The sequence below is a fragment of the Acinetobacter pollinis genome (assembly GCF_015627175.1).
Taxonomy (GTDB): Bacteria; Pseudomonadota; Gammaproteobacteria; order Pseudomonadales; family Moraxellaceae; genus Acinetobacter; species Acinetobacter pollinis.
Genome location: NZ_VTDQ01000007.1, coordinates 1 through 19,414, shown reverse-complemented (window position 1 = coordinate 19,414; position 19,414 = coordinate 1). Strand labels below are relative to the sequence as shown.

16 protein-coding genes are annotated in these 19,414 nt (G+C 36.1%); 10 read left to right on the top strand and 6 right to left on the bottom strand.

Going from position 1 to position 19,414, the window contains the following annotated elements; genetic code table 11:
• Positions 1 to 183: 183 nt before the first annotated feature.
• The 8 genes from I2F23_RS04530 (at position 184) to I2F23_RS04495 (ending at position 10,978) form a co-directional block, all read left to right on the top strand.
• On the top strand, positions 184 to 1,446 hold the full coding sequence (locus tag I2F23_RS04530; protein ID WP_195771377.1) for a sensor histidine kinase: 1,263 nt from the start codon (positions 184 to 186) through the stop codon (positions 1,444 to 1,446).
• Positions 1,447 to 1,526: 80 nt separating this feature from the next.
• A complete protein-coding gene (glnE, locus tag I2F23_RS04525) occupies positions 1,527 to 4,280 on the top strand; it encodes a bifunctional [glutamate--ammonia ligase]-adenylyl-L-tyrosine phosphorylase/[glutamate--ammonia-ligase] adenylyltransferase (protein WP_195771376.1) in 2,754 nt (917 codons plus the stop codon).
• Positions 4,281 to 4,306: 26 nt separating this feature from the next.
• Positions 4,307 to 5,233 (top strand): branched-chain amino acid transaminase, encoded by a 927-nt coding sequence (locus I2F23_RS04520; protein WP_195771375.1) that lies wholly within the window; start codon positions 4,307 to 4,309, stop codon positions 5,231 to 5,233.
• Between the two features lie 122 nt (positions 5,234 to 5,355).
• Positions 5,356 to 6,114, top strand: coding sequence for a glycosyltransferase (locus I2F23_RS04515; RefSeq protein ID WP_195771374.1), 759 nt, complete (start codon positions 5,356 to 5,358; stop codon positions 6,112 to 6,114).
• Complete coding sequence (locus I2F23_RS04510; protein ID WP_228284753.1) at positions 6,114 to 7,742, top strand: glycosyltransferase family 2 protein; 1,629 nt, start codon at positions 6,114 to 6,116, stop codon at positions 7,740 to 7,742. Before I2F23_RS04515 ends, I2F23_RS04510 begins: the two co-directional genes overlap by 1 nt.
• 6 nt (positions 7,743 to 7,748) lie before the next feature.
• Positions 7,749 to 8,558, top strand: coding sequence for a glycosyltransferase family 25 protein (locus I2F23_RS04505; RefSeq protein ID WP_195771373.1), 810 nt, complete (start codon positions 7,749 to 7,751; stop codon positions 8,556 to 8,558).
• Positions 8,559 to 8,862: 304 nt separating this feature from the next.
• On the top strand, positions 8,863 to 9,690 hold the full coding sequence (locus I2F23_RS04500; RefSeq protein ID WP_195771372.1) for a glycosyltransferase family 32 protein: 828 nt from the start codon (positions 8,863 to 8,865) through the stop codon (positions 9,688 to 9,690).
• Between the two features lie 52 nt (positions 9,691 to 9,742).
• On the top strand, positions 9,743 to 10,978 hold the full coding sequence (locus I2F23_RS04495; RefSeq protein WP_195771371.1) for a glycosyltransferase family 4 protein: 1,236 nt from the start codon (positions 9,743 to 9,745) through the stop codon (positions 10,976 to 10,978).
• 52 nt (positions 10,979 to 11,030) lie between these two features.
• On the opposite strand, the gene I2F23_RS04490 is transcribed toward I2F23_RS04495, so the two are convergent.
• The 4 genes from I2F23_RS04490 to I2F23_RS04475 form a co-directional block, all read right to left on the bottom strand.
• Positions 11,031 to 11,897, bottom strand: a complete 867-nt coding sequence (locus I2F23_RS04490) for a lysophospholipid acyltransferase family protein (RefSeq protein ID WP_195771370.1) — start codon at positions 11,895 to 11,897, stop codon at positions 11,031 to 11,033.
• Between the two features lie 94 nt (positions 11,898 to 11,991).
• Complete coding sequence (locus I2F23_RS04485; RefSeq protein WP_195771369.1) at positions 11,992 to 12,216, bottom strand: hypothetical protein; 225 nt, start codon at positions 12,214 to 12,216, stop codon at positions 11,992 to 11,994.
• A 101-nt stretch (positions 12,217 to 12,317) separates the two neighbouring features.
• The gene (gene aspS / locus I2F23_RS04480) at positions 12,318 to 14,096 is read right to left on the bottom strand and encodes an aspartate--tRNA ligase (RefSeq protein ID WP_195771368.1); all 1,779 of its coding nucleotides are present in this window, start codon (positions 14,094 to 14,096) and stop codon (positions 12,318 to 12,320) included.
• A 244-nt stretch (positions 14,097 to 14,340) separates the two neighbouring features.
• On the bottom strand, positions 14,341 to 14,577 hold the full coding sequence (locus tag I2F23_RS04475; protein ID WP_195771367.1) for a hypothetical protein: 237 nt from the start codon (positions 14,575 to 14,577) through the stop codon (positions 14,341 to 14,343).
• A 429-nt stretch (positions 14,578 to 15,006) separates the two neighbouring features.
• Between I2F23_RS04475 and znuD the strand changes: the two genes are divergently transcribed.
• A complete protein-coding gene (gene znuD, locus I2F23_RS04470; RefSeq protein ID WP_195771366.1) occupies positions 15,007 to 17,061 on the top strand; it encodes a zinc piracy TonB-dependent receptor ZnuD in 2,055 nt (684 codons plus the stop codon).
• A gap of 73 nt (positions 17,062 to 17,134) precedes the next feature.
• Complete coding sequence (locus I2F23_RS04465; protein ID WP_195771365.1) at positions 17,135 to 18,598, top strand: phospholipase D-like domain-containing protein; 1,464 nt, start codon at positions 17,135 to 17,137, stop codon at positions 18,596 to 18,598.
• A 41-nt stretch (positions 18,599 to 18,639) separates the two neighbouring features.
• On the opposite strand, the gene I2F23_RS04460 is transcribed toward I2F23_RS04465, so the two are convergent.
• Together I2F23_RS04460 and I2F23_RS04455 are read right to left on the bottom strand one after the other, a co-directional pair.
• Complete coding sequence (locus I2F23_RS04460) at positions 18,640 to 19,122, bottom strand: phosphate-starvation-inducible protein PsiE (RefSeq protein ID WP_195771364.1); 483 nt, start codon at positions 19,120 to 19,122, stop codon at positions 18,640 to 18,642.
• A gap of 114 nt (positions 19,123 to 19,236) precedes the next feature.
• Positions 19,237 to 19,414 (bottom strand): transposase (locus I2F23_RS04455; RefSeq protein WP_195771363.1); only part of this gene is annotated, 178 nt, incomplete at its 5' end.

Sequence of the window (19,414 nt, the reverse complement as noted above, 5' to 3'; positions counted from 1 at the left end):
TTTGTTTTGCAGAAAAAAATTTAAATGTGACACTTATACTTTTTAACGATAGTAGATTAAAAATAAATTAATTAAGTGTAAAAGTTCTATTCATTATTTGATTTTTTTGTAAAAACCGTTAACACTATCTACGTAAGGTTTCTCCGTAGTGAAAACTAGAAAACAATGATATGAGAGGGACACATGGCAGTATCATATATCGATCACATTGAGCAATTAAGCGCATGTCATCGTGCACTTTTGCTTGATTCTTCCGCAAAAAATAATAAATTAATGCGGTGTCTACGTCGAGTAAAAACAACAAATTTTGAGCATAGTATTTGTATTTTTAAAGATGAACCCTATGCATGGAAATATATTACACACGTCCAGAATGGTTTAGAAACACATGCTATACCGTCTACACTTACGACAACGTTAACCGATTATATTCAAAATCAGCGATGTATAAATTCAAGCCATATTCAATATCTTGAAATTAAACAACTTATAGAATCTCATTTTTTCCCTGTAAAACACGTTGCAGCTTTTCCAATAGGTCAAGGAAAAGAAACCATAGGTTTTATACTGCTGTGTAATGAGAAAGATGAAAATGAAGTATATTTAGCTACTGAAGAAGCTGAAGAAGTATGTGAAGACTTAAATGAATATATTCTTTTAAAACAGTCGCATGCAGAGTTAAAAGAGATAAATGATAACTTTTCTGCTTTAACCTATAGCCAAACAAAGTTTTTCCAAATTATTGCACATGATTTACGTGCACCATTTCATGGGTTGTTAGGTTTTTCAGAAGTGCTCGCAGATGAAATTAGAACATTAGATCCAGATAGTTTGCAACGTATCGCCAATTATTTAAATGACACAGCGCAATCAACCTATCATTTACTTGAAAATTTACTGAACTGGGCAATGGCTGAAGGTGGACATTTTGTCTATCACCCTAAGGCTTTTTGTTTGCATCGATCAAGCCAAATTGTTACAGGTGTTTTAAACAGTCTAGCAATGAATAAAAAGATTCAGTTAATTGACCAGATACCAGATGAGCTTGAGGTGTATGCAGACATTAATATGGTTACGTCTATTTTGCAGAACCTTGTCTCAAACGCACTTAAATTTACCCCAACAGATGGTATGGGGAAAGTAATCATTTCTGCTGAAAATGATCAAGATCATGTTCGTATTTCAATTACCGACACCGGATTAGGTATGGATGAAAAGCAACAAATTGAGATTTTTCAGCCAAAAATTAAAACCTCTTTAACAGGGACTGCTGGTGAGAAAGGTACAGGCCTAGGACTAGTTCTCTGTAAGCGATTTGTAGATTTAAATCATGGTGAAATTAAGGTAACTTCTCAAAAAGGCTTAGGAACAACTTTTGAGATTTTATTACCGAATATACAACAAGACCATAATATTAAACATCGGGTAGAGAAAGTTGCTGTATAAATTCGAAAAGTTATAAAGACAAAGCATGTAAATTATTTTATGTTTAACTTGTATATATTGGACGTGGTACAGGTTAAATCATGAATAGAGAACAACTAGAAAAAACATTAAACGCAAGTGTGTATGCCACTCAAGTGTTTTCTATTTACCGTGAGCAAATTGAAGAAGATTATAAATTAGATAAATACTTAAGCTTACTTTCACAACGTGAAATTGTGCAACTGACGCAAAAGACTCTACAAAATTGTGAAAATGAACAACAGTGGATGAAGATTTTACGGGTTCTACGTGCAAGATTAATGTTCCGATGGATCTGGCAAGATGTAAATCAATTAACAAATGTTATTCAACTCACTAAAGAATTGTCTGATTTTGCAGATGTTTGTATTAATGAAGCCAAAGATTTCTCGAAAAAACCTTTATTAGAAAAATATGGAGAACCCATTGGTTGTGATGGGTTAGTGCAAGACCTTATTGTGATTGGTATGGGTAAATTAGGTGCACAAGAGTTAAATCTATCGAGTGATATAGATCTTATTTTTGCATTTGATGAGCAAGGGGAAACCAATGGCAGAAAAACGATAGATGTTCAACAGTTTTGCATTTTATGGGGGCAAAAACTGATCTATCTTTTAGATCATATTACAGCAGATGGATTTGTTTTTAGAGTAGATATGCGCTTACGACCTTGGGGAGATGGCTCACCTTTGGCAATGAGTTATGCTGGATTAGAAAAATATTTAATTCAACATGGTCGAGAGTGGGAGCGCTACGCTTGGATTAAAGCAAGAATTATTACAGGTATGGAAAAAGGACAAGAACTTCTTGCGATGACACGTCCTTTTGTTTTCCGTCGTTATGTCGATTACACAGCTTTTTCTGCAATGCGTGACATGAAGAGCATGATAGAGAAGGAAGTGGTACGGCGAAATTTACAAGACGATATTAAGCTTGGGGCAGGTGGTATTCGGGAAATTGAGTTTATTGTACAGGTCTTTCAGCTTATTTATGGCGGAGCTAAACTTGAGCTGCAAGACAGGCAGTGTTTAGTTAATCTTGAGCATCTTGCAGAGGTAGACTTGCTTGCACCTTCTGTTGTAAGAGAGCTTAAAGATGCATACATTTTTTTAAGACGGGTTGAACATGCTATTCAAGCATTAAATGATCAACAAACACAGTCTTTGCCGACTGATGAAGATTTAAAAGCGCGTTTATTGGTAGGGCTCGGCTATAGCAATTGGTGCTTATTTTTATCTGATTTGGATAAAAAGCGTGAAGTCGTTAAAGCACAGTTTAAATTACTCATTCAAGAAAATATTGATGGACAAGTTGTAGAAAAAAATAACGAAGATTTACAGCAACGTCTAATTGTCTATTTAGATGAGCGTGGACAACAATTGGTAGAAGAGTTTTGGTCAAGTAATGCTGTAAAAAAGCTACCCGCACAAGCACTTGAGCGATTAAAAGCATTTTGGCCACCATTTGTTGAACTGATCTTAGAATCCGAATCACCTCAAACTGCACTTTTACGTTTAATGCCACTTGTTGAGTCTGTATTGAGGCGTACAGTCTATCTGGTCATGCTCATTGAGAACAAAGGTGCTCTACAAAGGCTGATTAAGATGGCTGTTGTTAGCCCTTGGATTTGTCAGGAATTAACACAGTATCCTGTATTACTAGATGATTTTTTATCTATGGATTTTGAATTACCTACTCGTCTAGATTTACAAGATGCTATGCGTCATCAACTTTTGCGTGTTGAAGCAGATCAAATTGAAGATCAGATGCGCGTACTACGCTTGTTTAAAAAAAGTCATGTATTAACTGTGGCTGCTAGTGATGTTTTGGCTGAAAGTCCTTTAATGAAAGTTTCAGATGCACTGACAGATATTGCAGAGGTGAGTGTAGAAACTACTTTACATTTGGCATATCGAGCAGTTGCTGACCGATTTGGCTTTCCTGTTCTTAAAAGTGGTCAGCGATGTACCTTAGATACTAAGGGTTTCATTGTTATTGGTTATGGCAAGCTCGGTGGTATAGAGTTAGGTTATGGGTCTGATTTAGATTTGGTGTTTATTCATGATTTAGATGAGCAAGCCGATACGGATGGTTTAAAGCAAATTACCAGTTTCGAATTTGCTTTAAAAGTTGCGCAAAAGTTTATGTCACTGATGACCACACAAACTTTAGATGGTCGTGCCTATGAAATTGATACGCGCCTTCGTCCTTCTGGGGAGTCTGGCGTGTTGGTGACCAGTTTACGTGCATATGGTTTGTATCAAGAAAAAAGTGCATGGCTGTGGGAGCATCAAGCATTGGTGCGAGCACGCTCAATAGCAGGCGATGACTGTTTAAGGGAGCAGTTTGAGCAAATTCGTATAAATGTACTCACACAAATACGTGATATTCAGAGTGTTCAACATGAAGTACTGAAAATGCGTCAGAAGATGAAAGATCATTTAGGTTCAAATGAGACAGAAAAAAAATCAGGTATTTTTCATTTAAAACAGGATGCAGGTGGTATCGTTGATATTGAATTTATGGCACAGTATATGGTGTTGGCATGGAGTGGGACGAAACCTGATCTCGCCCGCTACTCTGACAATGTTCGAATCTTAGAAGATGCTGCAAGACTTGGCACTTTATCCAATGCCGAAGCGCAGGCTTTGATTCAAGCTTACCTGAGTGAACGAGCCGAAAGCCACCGTTTAGCCCTTGCAAATCATAACATGCAAGTCCAAGCAACGGATTGGCAAGACACCCGCGAGATCGTTTGCAAATTGTGGCAAAAACTAATTGATCCAACGGCAGAAAATGTCTTGGACAGTCAATAATAATGTAGAAATTTGGAGTATGCGCCATGAATTTGGCTGATCGTGATGGTTTTATTTGGCAAGATGGAAAATTAATTGATTGGCGTGATGCAAAAATCCACGTCTTAACACATACGTTACACTACAGTATGGGTGTCTTTGAAGGTGTACGTGCTTATGAAACGGCAAAAGGCCCTGCAATTTTTCGTTTAAAAGATCATACTAAGCGCTTACTGAACTCTGCAAAGATTTATCAGATGAAAGTAACTTATGACCAAGCGACGTTGGAACAAGCTCAAATTGATGTAGTACGTGAAAATAAATTAAATTCGTGTTACTTACGTCCATTTATTTGGATTGGTTCTGAAAAGCTAGGTATTGCTTCAACAGATAACTCAATTCATGCTGCAGTTGCTGCATGGGGTTGGGGTGCGTATTTGGGTGAAGAGGCGATGGCACAGGGTATTCGTGTGAAAACATCTTCATTTACACACCATCATCCTAACGTGACAATGTGTAAAGCAAAAGCTTGTGGTAACTATACAGTGTCTATTTTGGCACACCAAGAAGTTGCTCATGCAGGTTACGACGAAGCAATGCTTATGGATCCACAAGGTTTCGTGTGCCAAGGTTCTGGCGAAAATGTATTCCTCATTAAAGATGGTGTACTACATACACCTGATTTAGCGGGTGGTGCACTCGAAGGAATTACACGTCAGACGATTATTACCATTGCTAAAGATCTCGGGTATGAGGTTGTAGAGCGCCGTATTACACGTGACGAATTTTATATTGCAGATGAAGCCTTCTTCACAGGTACTGCGGCAGAAGTAACACCAATTCGTGAGTATGATGATCGTCAAATTGGTGAAGGCAAACGTGGCCCAATCACAACAGAACTGCAAGCAGCATTCTTTGATGCTGTGCAAGGTAAAAATCCAAAGTATGAACATTGGTTAACATATGTAAACTAGTTTGAATCTTTGATAAAAAAGGTGAACGATGAAGTTCGCCTTTTTTTATATCTGCCTTATGGGCTTTATGCTAAAATTGCCCCGTTGTCAGGTCAGTGGCTATGAATAGTAGGTAGCGTAACATGTTAGATTCTCAAAAGTCAGAAGCACAGGATGTGCAAGAAAATATTATTTTGTGTATGAAATGGGGCACAAAATATGGTGCTGAATATGTGAATCGTTTATATAACATGGTCAAACGCCATTTAACGTTGCCATTTAAGATGGTTTGTCTCACGGATATTTCTGAAGGAATTACGCCAGAAGTAGAGTGTTATCCAATTCCACCTTTAGATTTACCTGAAGGTAGCCCTGAACGTGGTTGGAATAAACTGTCTACATTTGAACCCGATTTATATGGTTTACAAGGAAATGCCTTATTTCTAGATCTAGATGTAGTCATTGTTGATAATATCGATTGTTTTTTCCAACAAGAAGGTGATTTTTTAATTATTCATGACTGGAAAAGACCTTGGCGTATTACAGGAAATAGTTCGGTATATCGCTTTAAAATTGGAGCATTTCCAGAAGTACTTCCTTATTTTAGAAAAAACTTTGACGACATTAGACAAAAGTTTCGTAATGAGCAAGCTTATCTCTCATGGTTTATTGACCAACATGGCACATTAACGTATTGGCCAGACAGTTGGTGTAAAAGTTATAAATATCATTGCTTACATAAAATTCCCTTTGCTTATTTTAAGCCACCTATTAAACCCGCTGGTGTAAAAGTGATTATTTTCCATGGTGAAATTAATCCACCGGATGCGATTAATGGGACAGGTGGAAAATGGTACCGCTATGTCTTGCCATCAGATTGGATTAAAGACGCGTGGCAGTAATGATGACTTCAGGAACTGCAATTAATCAGCAACCTAGACCATACCGTTTAAGTGTGGTTATGATTGTGAAGAATGAGGCTAAAAATTTAGAAAAAAGTTTACCTGCACTGCATGGTTGGATTGATGAGTTGATTGTGCTTGACTCTGGCAGTACGGATCATGGGCAAACCTTGGTTCAACAAGCAGGTGGACAATGGTATCGCAATACCAATTGGCCAGGTTTTGGTAAGCAACGTCAGATAGCACAGCAATATGCAACTGGAGATTGGATTCTCGCATTAGATGCTGATGAAGAAATTACTCCTCATCTGCGAGATAGTATTCTAGAAGTCATTAAAAATCCGCCTGAACAGGTGGTGTATGGTATTAAACGCATAGATTGTATTTTTGGGCATAAGATAGATAATCCGTACTGGCCAGTAAAAGCACATTGGCGTTTGTACCCTAAAAATTATCAGTATAACGATAATCTTGTGCATGAATCTGTCGATTTAAATCATGCAACATGTAAAAAATTAGACGGTTTTTTATTACATCATACTGCCGATACACCGTTATTTTGGTTAGATAAAAGACTTTCTTATGCAAAAGCATGGGCAGAGGATCGTTTTCCAAAAGGAAAAAGAGTATCTGTTTCATCGATCTTTTTGCGTTCTTTTTGGGCTTTTTTTAAACAGTATATTGTCGATGGTCGCTTCTTAATGGGTAAGTATGGCCTGTTTTATGCAGCTTTATTTGCTCAATATACATTTAATAAATACGCGATTTTATATGATCTTGCCGAAAATAAAGCAGAACAAACCTTTAAAAAATCGCTTTTAGAAACTGAAAAACAAACGGTTTTAGTGCCAGAAAATAAACGATCTACTGTATCTTTAGTCATGATTGTAAAGAATGAGGCACGGCATCTTGCTGCTTGCCTAGATACAGTGAAAGATTTAGTCGATGAGATTGTTTTACTTGATTCTGGAAGTACAGATTTAACGAGAGAGATTGCAATACGTTATGGTGCAAAATGGTACATAAATACCCATTGGCAAGGCTTTGGTAAGCAACGTCAAATAGCGCAATCCTATGCGACGTCTGATTATATTTTGGTACTAGATGCAGATGAGCGTTTAGATCATACATTAAGAGCATCAATTTTAAATATTCTTCAACAACCTGTAAAAACCGATGTCGTATATGCATTCAATCGACGCGACTATTTTTGTGGCAGGGTTGTTCGTCAAGGTTATTTTGATGCTTATGATCGTTTATATGCAAGACAATCGTTTGATTTTAGTGATGCAGAAGTACATGAGTCCTTAGACCGCAAAGCAATACGGAGAGAAATACTCCAAGGTGTGCTCTATCATCATACAAATGATAGCCTTTTTCATTTTTTATACAAGAATATTCAGTATAGTCATCAATGGGCACAGCAAAATGCACTTAAAAAGAAATCTATATGGTTGATAAGTGCATTTTTAAGAGCATTTGTTTCATTTATCCGAGAGTATGTTCTGCGTTCAGCATGGCGTACCAAAGGTTATGGGCTTATTTTTGCGATTGCGACAATGGGGTATACATTAGATAAATATCTAATGTTATGGCACGAACAAAATGATAGAGATATCTCGGAGTAAGTTTCATTGAATGTTTTCATTATTAATTTAGAGCAATGTACTGATCGTTTGAAGCAACAAGAAACACAGTTCAAAAAGCTTGGATTAACATTTGAAAGACTACCTGCTGTTTCTATTGAGGAAATATCAACAAAGGACTATGAGCGTTTGGCTTTTAATGGCCAACGTCCAATGAAACAGTCAGAACTAGCTTGCTTTCTCAGTCATAAGAAGGCATGGACGGCTGTTATTGAAGCAAATGCACCTTGTTTAATTCTAGAAGATGATGCTGTTTTAGTCAGAGATTTAAAAAATATTCTTCATGATGTCGCAACACTTAAAAATATTGATGTTGTAAATTTAGAGGTACATGGACGAAAAAAAATGATTTCCAAACAGTGTGTTGCAACGGTAGCACAAAATTATCATTTATTTGAGTTGTACCAAGACCGTAGTGGAGCGGCAGCTTATATTTTATTTCCATCTGGTGCGAATAAGTTACTTAAACGTTTAGAGCATACTTATCCTAAACTAGCAGATGAGTTTATATGGAATTGTTATAGTTTAATTGGGTATCAGATAGAGCCTGCTGCAGCATTACAAAGTGATAAAGCAGAGATGTATCAGGTAAAAGTGCCTGCAATGCACAGTTCAGTGATTGGTTTTATAAAGAACAATCATGAAAATAATGCGCTTACTTCATCTATTGCAAAAATAAAGTATAAAAAAAATAGAGTCGTACAGCAATTGTCTTTAGGTGTCCATCAAATTAAAGGGATTTTTAAATTTACACGTCGAGAAATTCAACTCGACAATCGTCGATTTAACTTAGATTGATTCATGGGGTTTAAATGATTTTAGGTAGCATGGTAATGATTTTGCAGATTGGGAACGGATGTAATGAATATACAATAGTTAAGTTTTCAAAGAAAAATGACTGTTTCAGCTGTTGAATGTTAAACAACTGAAACGGCGTATCTTGAGTTGACCTGAGTTGCTTCGTGTTATTGGCGATTCAGCATGCCTTATTCATCTTTAAACCCTATAGCAAATGCCAGTCATAGAGTGTCTAAGATATATTACTATTTTTGAAGATGATATTATTCATTTTGATGATAGCTTGTACGGAAGAAAGTAATCGATGGTTATTCCTAAAATCATTCACCAAACGTATAGAAGTGAAGCACTTCCACCAGAAATTCTTGAAATTGTGGAAGGTCTTAAAAGCTTAAATCCAGATTGGGAATATCGATTTTATACAGATGAAGATATTTTAGAATATATTCGAAAAAACTTTGATGAGAAAGTCTTAACTGCATATCTAAAAATTAATCCGATTTATGGTGCTGCTAAAGCAGATTTATTTAGATACTTAGTGCTGTATAAAGAAGGTGGTGTGTATTTAGATATTAAAAGTACCTGTATTTATCCATTAAGTGATGTCATTCAATCAGATGACCAATTTATTGTTACTCAATGGCAGAATGAACCTGGCCAGAAAGATGAAGGTGCAGGATTATTTCGTTGCTTAAGAGAAAATCTAAACATAGCTCATGGAGAGTATCAGCAGTGGTTTATTATCGCTGAAAAAAATTCTCCTATAATGAAGCATGTTGTAGATACAGTGGTAGACAATATTTTGAGTTATCGTGCTTGGAATTATCGATTTCATTGCTATGGAAAAAGGGGTGTCTTATTCGTAACGGGCCCTGTGGCTTATACGAAAGCAATTTATGAAATCAAAAATCAGCATGCTATTCGATTTGAACGTTATGATAAAGATCTTGGCTTTGTATATAATGCATTAAAAAATAAATCGCATACCAAAGTATTAACAAGTCATTATGCAAACTATAAAAGACCTGTAATTGATCAGGGAACTACAATTAATTTTATTTCTTTTTTCTATATTTTTGGTGTTCGCTTAGTTAAAAATACGTTAAAAGCGATGGGGAAAATGAAGAACTAGATGACTCTAGTCCGAGAAATATAAAATTGTAGATGATTATAGGTGTAAAGTAATGCTTTGGGTAAATATTTCGAATATTTTAAAAGTTGATAAATTTAGTGGCATTGCGCGTACAGAGTATGAGTTATGTTCGTATGCGTATCAATTATATCAGCAGAAATATGAAATTAGATTTTGTACGTTTGATGATTGTTTGGGTTTTATTGAGATTGAGAGCCAACAGTTATCTGAGGTTTTACATAATTTGAAACATGATTGTGTAATGAAAAAGAAAAAGATTAAATTTTTACCAAAATTAAAAAGAAGCACTGCAAAACGTTGGAATACATTCAAAGTTCACTTGGGAATGGTGTGTAATAAGTTTTGCGATGGCGACATAATTATTTCCGTAGGACAAAATTTAACTTCGAGTGAAATGATTGCTTTTGAAAAAATTAAAAGAAAAGTAGATATTCATTTAAGGCTTTTATGTCACGACTTGATTCCAATTAATTATCCAGAGTTTTTTTTAAGTCAAAATACACGACTGTTCTCAAAATATATACATCAAACCTTTAAAGTAGTTGATCATTTTTATTGCAACTCTGAATTTACTAAAAATGAATTAGCCGAGTATCAAGCAAAAGTAGATAATAAAAAGACACCAATGTCAGTAGTGACTTTAGGCTGTGACTTACATATAAAGCAAGTTATGAATGAGAGTAGCGAGCAATTAAAAGATATGGTTAATCAACCTTATGTCTTATTTGTATCTACTATTGAAACTCGAAAAAATCATGATTTAATTTATCAAATGTATTTAAAGCTCTTAGAACAAGGTGTAGAGAATCTACCGAGAGTTTATTTTGTTGGGCGTAGGGGCTGGAAAGTAGAAAAATTACTACACAATTTAGATCATGATTCTCGAATTAAAGATAAAATTTTTATTTTAGATAATGTCTCCGATTCTGATCTTATACAGTTATATCAACATTGTTGGTTTACTTTGTATCCATCTTTTATAGAAGGTTATGGCTTACCTGTCGCTGAAAGTCTATCTTTAGGTAAATTTTGTTTATCTTCAAATACAGGCTCTTTGCTTGAAGTCGGTGGATCATATATAGATTATGCAGACCCACATCATCTAGAACAGTGGATTGAACGATTTAAATTTTTAATAAATCATCCAGATTATATTACTGAAAAAGAAAGAAAAATCTCTAATGAATATCAACCAGCTTCTTGGGAAAGTTGTTCAAAGGAGATTCTGAGTTCTGAATTACTCTCTTGTAGAAAAAATGAATCTTGATAAATGATAAAAGGTCTTTGGTGGTTAGTATAAATTAACTGCCAATTGACAATTATTTGTAGACATCAGGAATATCTGGCACATGTCTGAAACGTTTGTAGCCCCACATATAATCGCTTGGTGAACGCTTAATCATTTCTTCAATCGCTTCATTCATAGCTGTTGTCGCAATATGAATATCTTTGTTATACAGGTTAGGGTTATCTAATGCATCGCAATACACTTCGAAGCCTTGGCCATCTGGTTTACGAAAACAACTGAGTCCAACAAGGCGACAACCCGTTTTTTGAGCCATTTTACTGGCCAATGTACTTGTAAGTGTATGAATACTAAAAAAAGGAACAATGACACCTCCCGAAGGATGAGGTACATGATCGGGTAAAATGACACTAAAGCCACCTTCTTTTAAGTTTTTAAAGAGTAACTTTACGCCCGTCGCATCTGTTGGCACGAGTTTAGACTGTAGTCCTTCTCTAGAATGAAGTACAAAGTCATTCATGATTTTTTCTTTAATGGGTTTATACATAATGGTGGGCTTTCCATACTGATGTACCCATGCATTCATAATTTCCCATGTGCCTAAGTGAGGTGTAATAATGAGAGCGCCTCTTGGGTCAGCAAGTGCTTGAGTCAGTACATCAAGCTGATGAACCGTAGTCACTTGATTTATACTCCACTGAGGTGGCATTGCCCAACACTTCATAAACTCTGCATAAGACATACATTGTTTAATAACACTTTGCTTGGCAATTTTTTCTCTTTCTTTTTCTTGTAAATGTGGATATACCAATTTTAAGTTAATAAGGACTTTGCGAAGCATACCTTTTTCAGGTGATCTATTTAGCCACCAAGCACATGCTTGAGCAATATTTTGAAGTGCTTTTAGCGGGATGTAGCGAAAAATTTTTAATGGTTGCATCGAAAATAGTCTATCAACAAAAAAGCAAGCTATTCAAATTAAAATAATTTGTATAGTTGCTTTAAAAAATTTGTTTTTAATATATGAAGAGCGATTAGTTCTGATGATTCTCTGCATTTCCTTTTAGTACCATATAAATTAATGATACAAAGATAAGCAAAGCAGCAGATAAACTACTAACACAGAAGTATAAAATGCGTTGATAAGTAGTCATATTAAATAGTTCATTATGAATGATGTAGTTCATAATGCACCACTGTACTATAGAAAACACAATGATGACCAATGCACGACGACGTACTTCTGGGCGCATAGCCATAGAATGAACTCCCTATTAATATATGTCTATATTATGCCATTGTGAAACATGAAGCACAATTAATAAAAAACCCTGCGAAGCAGGGTCTTTTATTTCATTATTTAAGCATCTTTTTTAGGTTGTTCACGCAGGCGAATACCTAAATCACGAAGCTGTGTTGCTTCTACAGGAGCCGGTGCTTCTGTCAGAGGACACTCTGCAGTCTTCGTTTTAGGGAATGCAATAACATCACGAATAGAACTTGCATCTGTCATTAACATCACAAGACGGTCTAAGCCAAATGCTAAACCACCATGCGGAGGTGCACCGAACTTTAATGCATTCAGTAAGAAGCTAAATTTATCTTCTGCTTCTTCATCCGAAATACCAAGCGCTTCAAAAATTGCTTTTTGCATTTCGAGAGTGTGAATACGTAAAGAACCACCACCAATCTCTGTACCATTTAAAACCATATCGTAAGCAACAGATAGAGCTTCACCTGGATTGTTTTTCACATCTTCTACGCTACTTTTTGGCAATGTAAATGGGTGGTGTACAGATGTCCATTTACCATTATCTGTTTCTTCAAACATTGGGAAGTCAACAACCCAAAGCGGTGCCCATTCACATGTTTTAAGGTTTAAATCATGACCAATTTTAACACGTAAAGCACCCATTGCATCATTTACAACTTTCGCTTTGTCTGCACCAAAGAAGACAATGTCTCCATTTTCCGCGCCAACGCGTTCTAAAAGTTGCATAACAATAGGTTCGATAAACTTCACAATTGGTGATTGAAGCCCTTCAATGCCTTTTTCAATTTCATTGACTTTAATGTACGCAAGGCCTTTAGCACCATAAATTCCAACGAATTTTGTATATTCGTCGATTTGGCTGCGTGTAAGTGAGCTTGCATTTGGTACGCGTAAAGCTGCAATACGACCTTTTGGATCTTTTGCAGGTCCAGCAAATACCTTGAACTCGACTTCTTGCATTAAGTCTGCAACATCAACCAGTTTTAATGGAATACGTAAGTCTGGTTTATCTGATGCATAGTCGCGCATTGCTTCGCTGTATGGCATACGTTGGAATTTACCAAATTCGACATTAAGTAAATCTTTAAACATTTTTACAGTCATGCCTTCCATCAAATCCATAATTTCATCATCATTTAAAAATGATGTTTCAACATCGATTTGAGTAAACTCTGGTTGGCGGTCTGCACGTAAGTCTTCATCACGGAAACATTTAGCAATTTGATAGTAGCGGTCTATACCACCAACCATAAGTAATTGCTTAAAGAGTTGCGGTGACTGTGGTAAAGCATAGAAGCTACCGTTAGATACACGACTTGGTACAAGATAGTCACGTGCACCTTCAGGTGTTGCTTTGGTTAAAATTGGAGTTTCAACATCTAAGAAACCGTGACCGTCTAAATAGTTACGAATAAGGTTTGTTACTTTAGAACGGAAACGTAAACGCTCAAGCATCTCAGGACGACGAATATCTAAGAAACGATATTTTAAGCGAACATCTTCAGAAACAGTGATGTTTTCGTCATTAAGTGGGAATGGTGGTGTTTCAGAAGCAGATAATACTTCAATGTCTTTACCGAGCACTTCAATTTGGCCACTTACCATATTGGCATTTTCTGTGCCTTCATAGCGACGGCGGACACGACCTGTAATTTTTAATACAAATTCTGAACGTGCTTTATCTGCAGTAGCAAATGCTTCAGGCGTGTCAGGGTCGATAACCACTTGTACAAGACCATCGCGGTCTCGCATATCAAGAAAGATGACACCGCCATGATCGCGGCGACGGTGTACCCAACCGCATAATGTAACTGTTTGATCAATTTGGGCTTCTGTGAGTGAGCCGCAGTAATGAGTTCGCATCATGGCGTACTTAGTCCAACTTCTATTATTTAAAACTTGTGAAAATTATTTAAGTAAGTGTTTACTTACTACTTAGAAACACTCAATTATGCCCACTTCATGGCTTAGGCTCAAGGGGGTAGGGAAAAAACCTCATGAAACCTTGTGTGGAGTATAGATATTTCAGGCTTTAAACAACGATTTAGAGTGTGAAAACAGATGCTATATTATAATTTTTGCTCTCCGTTCATTTTTTGATGTTATAAGATTATGAACTAGAGACAATAAGTTTTGTTTTCCACGAGTATTTTTTCCATGCCCATAGTTTACCTAACTTACCATCTACATATACTTTAGTGTCGAGATGTGCTTCTTTCGGATTCAAATTGGTGGGTTTTTTTTCAGAAAATACAAATAAAAACTCTCCGCCAATAGCTTGTATATAGGCGACGTCTTCAGTCACAAATGTGGGGTTTGTACTTAAGGTAATTGCAGTTGTTTTCATATCATCACCGTGTCCTTGATCTATTTCTATCGTTTGTTTTAGACATCTTAGCGTTTCTTATATTCATATTTTTACAATTAAATAGTAGTTCAACACAAGAAGTTACTGAACGTTTTTTGTGGTGAAATTTAAAATTTCATTGATTTTTTAAATAAAAAAGATTTTTTATGTGATTTATATAGCATTTTATATTGGTATTGAAACTTAATTTACGTTTTTTTGTTTCTCTTTTTTAAAAATTATATGCCATCTATTTTAATTTGAACAATAATTTATACAAATGAGGATCTTCGACTTAATGGTCATAAGTTATTGGCTTTAAAATAGATTATTTTTTTATAAAACGTATAAAAAACAATAACTTTAGAAAAATCTTGTAAATTAATAAATATGTTATAACATAACTATAATTAAAATTGGGCCTGAATTATGTATATTAAACAGCATTTATTTGTATTGTCTTTACTTTCTGTTGCCATGCAGAGTGCTTTTGCTGAACAAGTGGCAGATTCATCAGTGGTAGATCGTTTATCTCCAATCGAATTAAAAGCAGATAAAACGCCAAGTTCTCTGTTGGATACAACAGCAGGTGATCATGTTTTACAACAAAAGCAGTTGATCGAAGGTGCAACCACCATTGGGAATGCGCTCAATGGTCAGTCAGGGGTATATGCTGCTCAATATACTGGAGGTGTAAGTAGACCTGTTATTCGTGGTTTAGATGGGGCACGTGTCAAAATCACTGAAAATGGTGGAGATGCGCTAGATGTTTCTTCTGTGTCTCCAGATCATGCTGTCACTGTAGATCCAAACTCTGCACAAGAGATTCAAATTTTGAAAGGCCCTGAGGCATTATTGTATGGTGCGGGGTCTGTAGGTGGTTTAATTAATGTGGTCGATAATAAGATTCCTACACAAATGCCTGAAAAAGGTTATGAAGGGCGCATAGGTGCACGCTATAACACAGCAAGTGATGAGATGCTATATTCGGGCAATGCAACGATTGGGTTAGGTGATCAGGTTGCATTGCGTATAGGCGGTCTAAATCGTGATGCCAACAATTATATTCTTCCTCAAGATTTGCAAACATTGGATCGTCGTCAAGACAGTACATTTGCAAAATCGCATGATTATAACGTGGGGCTTTCTTGGATTTATGACCGTGGTTTTACAGGCATATCCTATAGCGAAAGGCATGATCGCTATGGTATTCCTGGTGATAATGCAGCCTATGGTGCATGTGAAATTAATAATACTAAAACAGGATTTACCGCAGACTCTTGTGGACATGCTCAAGAGGAAGATGATGGCGCATTATCATGGATTAATTTAAAAGAAAAACGTTATGCGATAAAGTCAGAGTTGAACGATCCTTTTACAGGTTTTTCAAAACTAGCCGGACAAGTCAACTATACAGACTATCAGCATCAAGAAATGGATGGTGATACACCAGATACGACCTTTAAAAGTCGTGGTACCGATGCGCGTATTACATTAGATAATGAGGCATGGGCAGGCTGGAAAGGTCAGTTTGGTACACAATATACGCAACAAAAGCTGACCATTGGGGGCGATGAGGCGTTAATGGATCCGACAACCACCCAAAAATATAGTTTATTTGCTTTACAACAAAAACAGTGGAATCAACTTCATTTTCAAGTGTCTTCACGTATCGATCACCAAAAGATTGATGTAAAACGTGCAAATATTAATCCTGATGCGAAAAATTTTGAAGGTACTGCTTATTCTATTGCCGGTTCTACGGATTGGGAGTTTGTTCCAAACTATAAGCTGTCTTTAACAGCTTCACATCAAGAACGTTTGCCTATGGCACAAGAGTTATACTCAAATGGTAAGCACATGGCAACAAATACTTATGAGCTAGGCGATGACCATTTAGATACAGAAAAATCAAATAATCTTGAATTGGGCTTTCACTTTGACAATGATCGTTTGAAATATAATGTGAGTGTATTCCACAATTGGTTTGATAACTTTATTTATGCCAATACTTTAGATCGCTATCAAGATTTCCGTTTAATTCAATATACACAGTCTGAGGCACGTCTTTATGGTGTAGATGGAGATATTTCTTATATGCTTTCACCACGTTATACGGTTGGCTTATTTGGAGACTATGTACGTGGCAAATTAGAAGATGCAGGTAATGCACCACGTATACCAGGTGGTCGCTTGGGTGCACGAGTAAATGCAGACTTTGGCAATGGATATACAGGTTCAGCAGAGTATTATCATGTATTTAAACAAGATGATATTGCAAGTTATGAAACAGATGGACAGAGTTATAATATGTTAAATTTAGGCTTTGCCTACAGTGGCGTACTCCCAAAAAATATGGGATATCGTATATATACCAAAGCGAATAATTTATTAGATAGTAAAGTTTATCAACATGAGTCATTCATTGCGAATGTGCCACAAATTGGGCGAAACTTCACAGTAGGTGTGGATTTTAATTTCTAAAATTTCACTAAAATAAGCTTGAAAAAGTTGTTTAGAAAACCTAGCCTAAAAACATAGGGTTAGGTTTTTTAATATGCGTATTTTTCAAAGAATTCATCATAAATTAAATTGGTCAAAAAAACAGTATACGTGTTTGATTGCTGGCGTTTTATTGGTGGGCTATGCTTCATCTGCAATTTATCATACAGTAAAACCTATACCAGTAGGGCTAGACTATGCAGGTCCGTTGCACTATACAGATGCACAATTTTTGTCTGATCAGACTTATTTAAATGCTCAAGGGCAACAAGAACAGCATCATCAAATCTTTGATGAAATGCTAAAAATGATTAATGAAGCCAAAACGACCATTGTGTTGGATATGTTCTTACTTAATGATGAGGTTGGGGAGTCTAAGCAGAAACAACGTGCTTTAACGAAAGAGCTTGCTGAAGCTTTAATTCGCAAGCGTGCTTTGCAACCGAATATTTCAATTACTGTACTTACTGATCCTATTAACTCTATGTATGGTGGCTTTGCACCTGAGCAATATGTGAAATTACGCCGTGTTGGTGTGGATCTCATTGAAACAAACTTAACGCCTTTAAGAGCATCTAATCCAGCATGGTCTGGTTTGTGGTACTTGTGCTGTCAGAATTTAGGCAATAATAATCAAAGAGGTTGGTTAGCAAATCCTTTTGGCGACGAAAAAGTTACAATACGCAGTTATTTAAACTTGTTAAATTTTAAAGCGAACCATCGCAAGACTCTGGTCGTAGATACGCCCCGTGGATGGCAGGCTTTAGTAACATCGCAAAATATTCATGCGGGTAGTTCTAGACATGACAATGCTGCTTTGGTCGTTACTGGTGCAGCGGCTGTAGATGTATTAAATACTGAACAGCCAGTCGCTCAAATGTCTGGTGGTACTTTACCTGCAGTACTTATGGGGGGTGAAGAAGCTAATCATCAATTACCTCAGGTACAGGTGTTAACCGAAGAGGCAATTTATCGTGCTGTTTTGAAACTTATTCAAGGCACTCAGCGTGGTGAAACCCTTCAAATGGCAATGTTTTATTTATCTGAGCGTCAAATTATTGAAGCATTAAAAGCAGCACAGGAACGTGGTGTTCACTTAAATATTCTATTAGATCCGAATAAAGATGCTTTTGGTCATCAGAAAGTTGGAATGCCAAATCGTCAGGTGGCAATGGAACTTCATCAGGCAGGTGTTCCTGTACGTTGGTGTGATACTCATGGTGAACAATGCCATAGTAAACTGGTAATTAAGCGTGGCAATGCAGAGAGTGAAATGTTGCTAGGTTCTGCAAATTTAACAGCACGTAATTTAAAAAATTATAATTTAGAAACTGACTTACGAGTAATTGGTTCAAACCAGTTGAAAGTATTTAAAGATGCTGAAAGTTATTTTAATACATCGTGGTCAAATTTGAATGGTCAGCAAATGAGTGTAAATTACGAAAAGTATGAAGATTCATCGAAAATGAGATATTGGTTATATCGCTTCTTGGAGTGGTCAGGTATTTCTACATTTTAATGGGTAGAAAAAGCGGTATTTACCGCTTTTTCTATATTGCATTATGCAAGCTCGTCATCTTCAGGTTTTAGATGGCGAGGTATAGAGTTTTTATCTTTGACAATAGATGGATAATGCCAAGAAGCATAACGTACAATAAATATGGCAAGTGCAAGAATAAGAATCGCGCCAGAAACAATGAGCAAACCAACATCCGCTTTATGGTCGTGCTGAATTACAGAAATAAGTAATCTGGTGAGTGCAGTAATTGCAATGTAAATTAAAAATCGTACAGGCATATGGTTGGTTTTAAAGTAAATACCGACCATCGCGCCAAGTTCTAAGTAAATGAACAGGAGAAGAATATCATCAATAGATGCAAATGACTTTTCTGTAAAGATATTAATGGTCGTATGTACTGCTGACCATGCAATTAAACATCCAATAATAAATAATGCGAGGTAATGAAATGCCTCAACTGCAAAGTTTCCTATTCTATCTAGTTTGGCATTAATTTTATGAAGTTTCGTTTTTTGCTCATTCATGGATGAAAGCTCGTATCATCAATATAACTTTTTATAGCATAAGTAAATTTTTATCAGTTGCATAATATTTAAAAGCTTCATTTCATTTATTCTTATAAAATATAGTCAAACAATCTAATTACTCATACAAAAATGAAAAAACATCTGAAAGAGTCGATCAATACAATCCTCTTGCCATTCTTTTCTCTTTTTCTTAATCCATGCCCAAGTCTTTTCAATAGAATTCAAATCAGGGCTATAAGGCGGTAACCATAAAATCTGATGCCCATGATGTTCTAGTAACTCCTGTGTG